This is a genomic window from Colwellia sp. MB3u-41 (assembly GCF_014076845.1).
Classification (GTDB): domain Bacteria; phylum Pseudomonadota; class Gammaproteobacteria; order Enterobacterales; family Alteromonadaceae; genus Colwellia_A.
This window is the reverse complement of the sequence record NZ_JACGUT010000048.1, coordinates 88,153-95,860: the sequence shown is the minus strand read 5'-3', so window position 1 is coordinate 95,860 and position 7,708 is coordinate 88,153. Positions and strand designations below refer to the sequence as shown.

The following is a 7,708-nucleotide window of genomic DNA, read 5'->3' as shown; positions in this document are numbered from 1 at the left end:
TGACATCATTATTAAACTGTTTTACGTCTTTCCTTGCCTCTCGTGAGAGAATTAAGAACCGACTATGTAAAATCAATGTAATGTGAGTGTCCACACAAATTGCATGATAACTAATTGTTAAAGAACGTTAACTCTAAGAGTTAACCGAAACAAAATCTCATTCGCTTTGCTTCGTTGCTGCAGGCCTTGCCTGAAGCGAGATGCGTATTCTACGCAACTCAGTTTCGATGTCAACGTTTTATTTAATTTAATTTGAAGTTCTTTTCGAAGATTCAAACCTTACCTATAAAACATTAAGTTAACTACTTTACTCTAAAGTGATGTAGATAACTTATCAAAACAGCCCTTTCGTGGTTCGTTTTAACTGGACCCCTTGGAACTGGAGCGCATTCTAGACATTTCTCGCTGGGCGTCAACCCTTTTTTGTCATAACTTTGAAATAAACTCTTTTTCGATTACTTATTGAACTATTCAGTTAATATATAGGCTAGCTTCGATAAGGCTATTGATACGATGTGCTATTATCGACTCATTATCGCTATATTGACCCGCGAGTAATATTCTATTTTCAATACCAGCACGCTCAGCCGCCTGCATATCTGAAATTTTATCACCAATAAAAACACTCTTTGCTAAATCCAGGTTATGTTCTTTTGCAGCAGATAGGATCATACCGGGTTCAGGCTTTCGACAGTTACACACTTTTAAATATGCTCCTAGCCCTTTTTCAGGATGATGCGGACAATGATAGACTGACGAAATGGTAATACCTTTCGCCTTAAATTCATCAACCATCCACATGGATAACTGCTCAAATTGCTCAACGGTATATTTACCTCGACCTATACCCGACTGATTAGTAATAACAAAGATTTCATAACCTTTATTTTGTGCATCTAGGCTAACTTCAAAAATATCTTTAACAAACTCAAACGCTTCTTTATTATAAACGTAACCATGGTCAACATTAATAATACCATCACGATCTAAAAATAGTGCTTTATTCATAATCAGTTTCTTGTATGTAACTTTTGTAAATAGGTAATTTATTATGTTAATTGAAAAAGGCGAACATATGTTCGCCTTTACTAACGCTTATTCCGAAAACATCATAAGCATTTAAAGCTTACATGCAAAGACCGCCATCAATTTCTACGACTCGACCTGTAAAAAATTCATTCTCAAAAATGTACTTAACGGTATGTGCTATTTCATCCGGCTCACCTAAACGACCAACAGGCTTCATACTTTCTAAACGATCGCGCATTTCTGGTTTCATTGCATCGGTCATCGCGGTGCGAATAACACCTGGAGCAATAGCACCAACTCGAATGCCATGACGTCCAAGTTCTCTTGCCCACGTAACCGTCATCGCGACAACGCCAGCTTTAGATGCGGCATAGTTGGTTTGCCCCATGTTACCGCCTCTTGCAATAGATGACATATTAATGATCACACCTTTTCGCTTACCTTCAATCATATGAACGGCAGCTTCGCGACCACATAAGAAGACACCTGTTAAATTAACATCTATCACTGATTGAAATTGATCTAATGACATCTTTTTAGCAACTACACCGTCTTTAGCTTTAACAAACATGCCGTCACGTAATATACCAGCGTTGTTAATTAAGCCATCAATACCTGAAAAATCACTATTAATTTGACTAAAGATTGCCTCTACTTCACTTTCATTGGTTACATTCGCTAAATAATATTTTGCAGATGAACCGGCCACTTCAATAAGCTTTACAGTTTCTTGCAATAGTTCTTCGTTCAAGTCTATCAAGGCTAATTTTGCGCCATTCTTTGCTAAACTGATGGCCATTGAACGACCTAGGCCTTGCCCGCCACCTGTAATTACGATCGTTTTATTTGTTAAATTCATTTTTTCCCTCAGTGCTTATGCTTATATATTTTTAAATGTGCTTATTTTATAGAAAGTGGTACAAAGAACCACTCTATTATTTTATCATCAATATCGTTAATGTTTTTATAACGCCACTGTGGGTTTCTGTCTTTATCAACAAGTAAAGCCCTAACCCCTTCTGAAAATTCTTTTTGCTGACAACAGCGTAAAGACAAGTTTAATTCGCTTTTAAAACATTGTGCTAATGTATAATTTTCACTCTGTTTTAGTTGTTGATAAATAAGGGCACAACTTAATGGGCTGCCATTTTGTATTTTCTTTTGTGCTTGCTCAAGCCATTGACTGTCGAATAGCTCTTCATTATCACCACTCAAATCACAATCGATAATATTTTGGTATATTTCAAAAACATTATCAGCTTTTGTTAACTCAGCTATTATAACTCGATGTTTTACTATAAGTGATTCAGGTTGATTTTTCTCTGCAATGGCTAAAGGAGATAATATATTATTTAGCAGCTTATGGTTTTGACTATCTCTATTCCAGTTAGTTTTAAGTAACTGCTCTACAATATCATCTATTGTATTACTATTAATAAGATAATCTGCAAGTCCTAAATATTGAGCATCTACACCATTAAACATTGCTCCCGTTAACCCTAAAAATAAACCAATATTATCTGGCATTTTATTAAGGAACCAACTTGCGCCAACATCAGGATATAAACCAATAGTAACTTCTGGCATTGCCATCAATGTTTTTTCAGTACTCACCCTATGACTAGCACCAGCCATTAAACCAACGCCTCCACCCATAACATAACCATCAGCCCATGCTAAAATAGGTTTTGTGTAGTCGTGTATAAGTTGGTCAAGCTGATATTCTTGTTGAAAAAAATCAATTGCTTTTGAAGCAACTATTTTTTCATCGTTTATAGGAAAGCTTTCATTTTTAAAATGATGGTAGAGACTAACAACATCTCCACCTGCGCAAAAGGCTTTATCGCCTGCACCTTTTAAAATAACCACAGCAATTGAATCGTTACTCTGCCAGCGATTCAATTGTTGTGTAAGTAAAAGTATCATCGGTAAACTTAATGCATTTAATGCTTTTGTTGCATTGAGCTCTGCAATAGCAATAACTTTACCATTTACGGCTAACTGTTCTGAAAAAATAACGGGAGATTGCTGCATATATATCACTTTATATCGTTAACGAGAGCCAAAATAAAAAAGTTATAAGCTTCCATCAATTTCTACAACCGTTCTACCGGTTACAGTTCCATCAACATAAGCGTCAAACGCATTAGGTAACTCGGAAAAAGAAATAGTTGTGGGTGCAATTAGCGCTAATTTTGATGGTTTAAGATCGGTCGCTAAACGCTTCCACCCCTGAGTGCGCACTGATATTGGCATTTCAACAGAGTTGATCCCAAGTAAACTTACACCGCGTAAGATGAATGGCATTACCGTGGTCTCTAATTTATAACCACCCGCTAAACCAATGGAAGCAATATTCCCCCACACATTGGTAGTGCGTGTTAGCCAAGCTAACGTGTCACCACCGACACTATCAACTGCCCCGCCCCACTGTGCATTTTCAAGTGGTTTGCTGCCCATTTCAACATCATGGCGACTAATCAGCTTACTTGCGCCTAGCGCTTTCAAATACTCTTCTTGTTCTGTCTTACCGGTAAAAGCAATTACTTCATAACCAATATTTGACAACATGTTAATCGCAAAACTACCAACACCACCAGTAGCACCAGTGACGACAATCGGTCCACGTTCAGGAATTTGGCCATTATCTTCCATACGCTGAATGGCAAGTGCTGCCGTATATCCTGCAGTACCCAATGCCATCACATCACGTAAACTCATCCCTGTTGGTAATGCAACGACTGAATCAGCTTTTACTCGCGCATACTCGGTGTAACCACCATCGTAAAGTTCAGATAATTGAGCCCCACATACCAGCACTTTATCGCCCGCTTTAAATCGTTCATCAATAGAGGTGATCACAACACCAGACAAATCAATACCACCGACTAAAGGGGATGTGCGTAAAATTCGTCCTTTACCGGTAGCTGCAAGGGCATCTTTATAATTAATATCTGAATAAGCAACTTTAATCACCACTTCGCCTTCGGTTAAGTCATCAATACTAATCTGTTCAAAGCCACTGGTGATTTTTTTCTTATCTCCGTCTTGTGTCTGATGGATACGAAAGGCCGTAAATTTTGTGGGTAATTCAGCTAATATAGTCGACATAATTATTCCAATTCCAATTTTTAAAAAAATGTACAAAGAAATAAGATCAAAGCATAAGTCATGTATTAACACTATTATACTTTAATCTAATAAGGCGCTTATTTACGTTTAATTACATGTTGCGACGATACTGTCCACCCGCTTCAAATAATGAATTAACTATTTGCCCTAATGAACAAACCTTACAAGCATCCATCATTAATTCGAAAATATTTTCGTGGTTAATAGCGGCTGTTTGTAAACGCTTAAGTAAGACTTCTACTTCTGCTTCGTTAGCTTTATTTAAACTTGCTAACATATCAATTTGATAAGTTTTTTCTTCTTCTGTTGCGCGAATAACTTCTTCAGGAACAACGGTTGGTGATCCCGTTGAACTAAGGAAAGTATTTACACCAATAATGGGGTATTCACCTGAATGTTTTAGGTGTTCATAATACATACTTTCTTCTTGTATTTTACCACGTTGATACATGGTTTCCATTGCGCCAAGTACACCACCGCGTTCGTTAATACGGTCAAACTCAGTTAATACTGCTTCTTCGACTAAGTCGGTTAACTCTTCAATAATAAAGGCCCCTTGAATAGGGTTTTCATTTTTCGAGAGGCCTAATTCACGGTTGATAATTAATTGAATCGCCATCGCGCGTCGAACACTGTCTTCGGTTGGCGTAGTAATCGCTTCATCATAAGCGTTGGTATGCAAAGAGTTACAGTTATCGTTTATCGCGTAAAGCGCTTGTAACGTAGTACGGATATCATTGAAATCAATTTCTTGAGCATGCAATGAACGACCTGATGTTTGGATATGGTATTTCAACATTTGTGCACGGGCATTCGCGCCATATTTGTTTTTCATCGCTTTCGACCAAATACGACGAGCCACTCGGCCAATTACCGCATATTCTGGGTCGATACCGTTTGAGAAGAAAAACGATAAGTTAGGACCAAATTCATTAATGTCCATACCACGACTCAAATAATATTCTACAAAAGTAAAACCGTTCGCTAGGGTTAACGCCAACTGAGTAATTGGGTTCGCGCCAGCTTCGGCGATATGGTAACCAGAAATAGACACTGAATAGAAATTACGCACACCTTTTTCAATAAAGTATTCTTGTACATCGCCCATTAAACGCAGCGCAAATTCAGTAGAGAATATACACGTATTCTGCGCTTGATCTTCTTTTAATATATCGGCTTGAACTGTACCGCGAACTAGCGTTAACGTTTTAGCCTTTATCGCTTGATAGACTTCAGGAGGTAAAACTTGATCGCCTGTTACACCAATTAGCATCAAGCCTAAACCGTCGTTGCCTTCAGGCAATTCACCTTGGTAACTTGGGCGTTCACAGCCTTTGTCTTTATAAATTTTAGCGATTGTTGCCGCAACTTCTTTTTCTAAACCATTTTCAGTAATAAAACGCTCACATTGTTGGTCGATAGCGGTATTCAAGAAAAAACCTAATAACATCGGTGCAGGACCATTAATGGTCATTGAAACTGAGGTCATTGTATGAGCTAAATCAAAACCAGAATACAATTTTTTTGCATCATCTAGACAACAAATAGAGACACCAGCATTACCTATTTTCCCATAAATATCAGGACGAATAGCCGGATCGTTACCGTATAAAGTTACTGAATCGAATGCTGTTGATAAACGTTTCGCCGGCATACCTTTTGAAACATAATGAAAACGACGGTTAGTTCGTTCCGGGCCACCTTCACCTGCGAACATACGTGTAGGGTCTTCACCTTCACGTTTGAATGGGAATAAACCAGCAGTGTACGGAAATTCACCCGGTACGTTCTCTTGTAAATTCCACTTTAAAATATCGCCCCAACCTTGATATTTAGGCATACTAATTTTTGGAATATCTGAACCTGATAATGATTTAGAATGAGTTTCTATGGATAGCTCTTTATCACGCACTTTAAATTTAAATTCAGGGTCTTTATAACGCTGAACTTTAGACGCCCATTGCTCAAGCAATACTTTGTTTTTAGGATCTAAATCTAACTCAACATGTGAATATAACGCTTCGAGTTGTGTCACTAAATCAGCAGAAACCTCTGTATCTGTTTCTTTCGCTGTTTCAATAGCTTGATGAATACCGTAAAGTTTTTGTGCAACCGTTGTTTGTTTTTCAACCCAAGCATCATAACCGCGATTACTTTCTGATATTTCAGATAAATAACGGATACGGTTACCTGGGATCACGCTACTTTTATTGGCTAATGTACCTTCGGTAGAGAGAATGTCGCCAACAATTAAGCCCGCTTTAGTGTTTAATGCTGTGATCACCGCATTATATAATTCAGTCATACCACGGTCGTTAAATTGTGAAGCTATCGTGCCATATACTGGTACTTCATCATCACCGGCTTCAAACATACCACGGTTACGTTTATATTGTTTTTTCACATCACGAAGTGCATCTAAAGCGCCCCGTTTATCAAACTTATTGAGCGCAATAATATCAGCAAAATCGAGCATATCGATTTTTTCTAATTGTGTTGCCGCACCGTACTCTGGCGTCATTACATACAAAGAAACATCTGAATGTTCTTCAATTTCGGTATCTGACTGACCAATACCCGAGGTTTCTAGAATAATTAAATCAAAATCGGTCGCTTTTAAAATTTCTAAAGTGTCATTAACATAAACAGACAAAGCCAAGTTTGACTGACGCGTAGCTAACGAACGCATATAAACACGATCGTTATTGACGGCGTTCATACGAATTCGGTCACCGAGTAATGCACCACCCGTTTTACGCTTAGACGGGTCAACCGAAACAATGGCAATTTTGCTGTCTGCTGTTGCCATTAAAAAGCGACGAATTAATTCATCAACCAGCGAAGATTTACCCGCACCACCGGTACCAGTAATACCTAATACCGGTGTTTTACTTGCTGAGGCAATTTTACGAATTTTTTCTAAAGCGGCTTTATTTTCTTTTGGCGCATTTTCAGCCGCTGAAATTAAACGCGCAATGGCTTGTTTGTCATTTTTCTTTAAATTAGCAACATCATCTTTTTTAACATTAACGCCCGTTTTGAAATCACAGCGCTCTAGCATGTCATCAATCATACCTAATAAACCCAGTGCGCGGCCATCATCAGGAGAATAAATGCGGGTAATACCGTAGTCTTGCAGCATTTTAATTTCATCTGGCAATATAACGCCACCGCCACCACCTACTATACGAATATGTTCACAACCTCGTTCTTTAAGTAAGTCGTACATGTATTTAAAATATTCATTATGTCCCCCTTGATAAGAGGTCATTGCTATAGCGTTAGCATCTTCTTGAATTGCAGTATTAACCACTTCTTCTACACTGCGGTCATGACCTAAATGAATAACTTCTGCACCACTTGATTGTAAAATTCGGCGCATGATATTAATAGCAGCGTCGTGTCCATCAAAAAGTGATGCGGCAGTGACAATTCTAATTTTATTCTTGAGTTGGTATCTTTCAGTTGTCATTTTAAATTCTCTTTTATTAACTTACTCACCATTTAGAGGTGTAATATTTGTAGGTGTAATTTTTAGTGCTGAATG

The 7,708-nt window shown here is 38.0% G+C and carries 5 protein-coding genes; all 5 read right to left on the bottom strand.

Annotation, left to right across the window (positions count from 1 at the left end; genetic code table 11):
* Nucleotides 1–471 precede the first annotated feature (471 nt).
* The 5 genes from gmhB to H4J73_RS04885 all read right to left on the bottom strand — a co-directional run bounded on the left by gmhB (nucleotide 472) and on the right by H4J73_RS04885 (nucleotide 7,633).
* Nucleotides 472–1,008 carry a D-glycero-beta-D-manno-heptose 1,7-bisphosphate 7-phosphatase gene (gene gmhB, locus H4J73_RS04905; protein ID WP_182178897.1) on the bottom strand — a complete coding sequence of 179 codons (537 nt, stop codon included), beginning with the start codon at nucleotides 1,006–1,008 and terminating at the stop codon, nucleotides 472–474.
* A gap of 118 nt (nucleotides 1,009–1,126) precedes the next feature.
* Nucleotides 1,127–1,888: an SDR family oxidoreductase gene (locus H4J73_RS04900; RefSeq protein WP_182178896.1), complete on the bottom strand. Its 762-nt coding sequence runs from the start codon at nucleotides 1,886–1,888 to the stop codon at nucleotides 1,127–1,129.
* A 41-nt stretch (nucleotides 1,889–1,929) separates the two neighbouring features.
* Nucleotides 1,930–3,063 (bottom strand): enoyl-CoA hydratase/isomerase family protein, encoded by a 1,134-nt coding sequence (locus H4J73_RS04895; protein WP_182178895.1) that lies wholly within the window; start codon nucleotides 3,061–3,063, stop codon nucleotides 1,930–1,932.
* A gap of 42 nt (nucleotides 3,064–3,105) precedes the next feature.
* A complete protein-coding gene (locus H4J73_RS04890; protein ID WP_182178893.1) occupies nucleotides 3,106–4,140 on the bottom strand; it encodes an oxidoreductase in 1,035 nt (344 codons plus the stop codon).
* 112 nt (nucleotides 4,141–4,252) lie between these two features.
* Nucleotides 4,253–7,633: a methylmalonyl-CoA mutase family protein gene (locus tag H4J73_RS04885; RefSeq protein WP_182223400.1), complete on the bottom strand. Its 3,381-nt coding sequence runs from the start codon at nucleotides 7,631–7,633 to the stop codon at nucleotides 4,253–4,255.
* Nucleotides 7,634–7,708 lie beyond the last annotated feature (75 nt).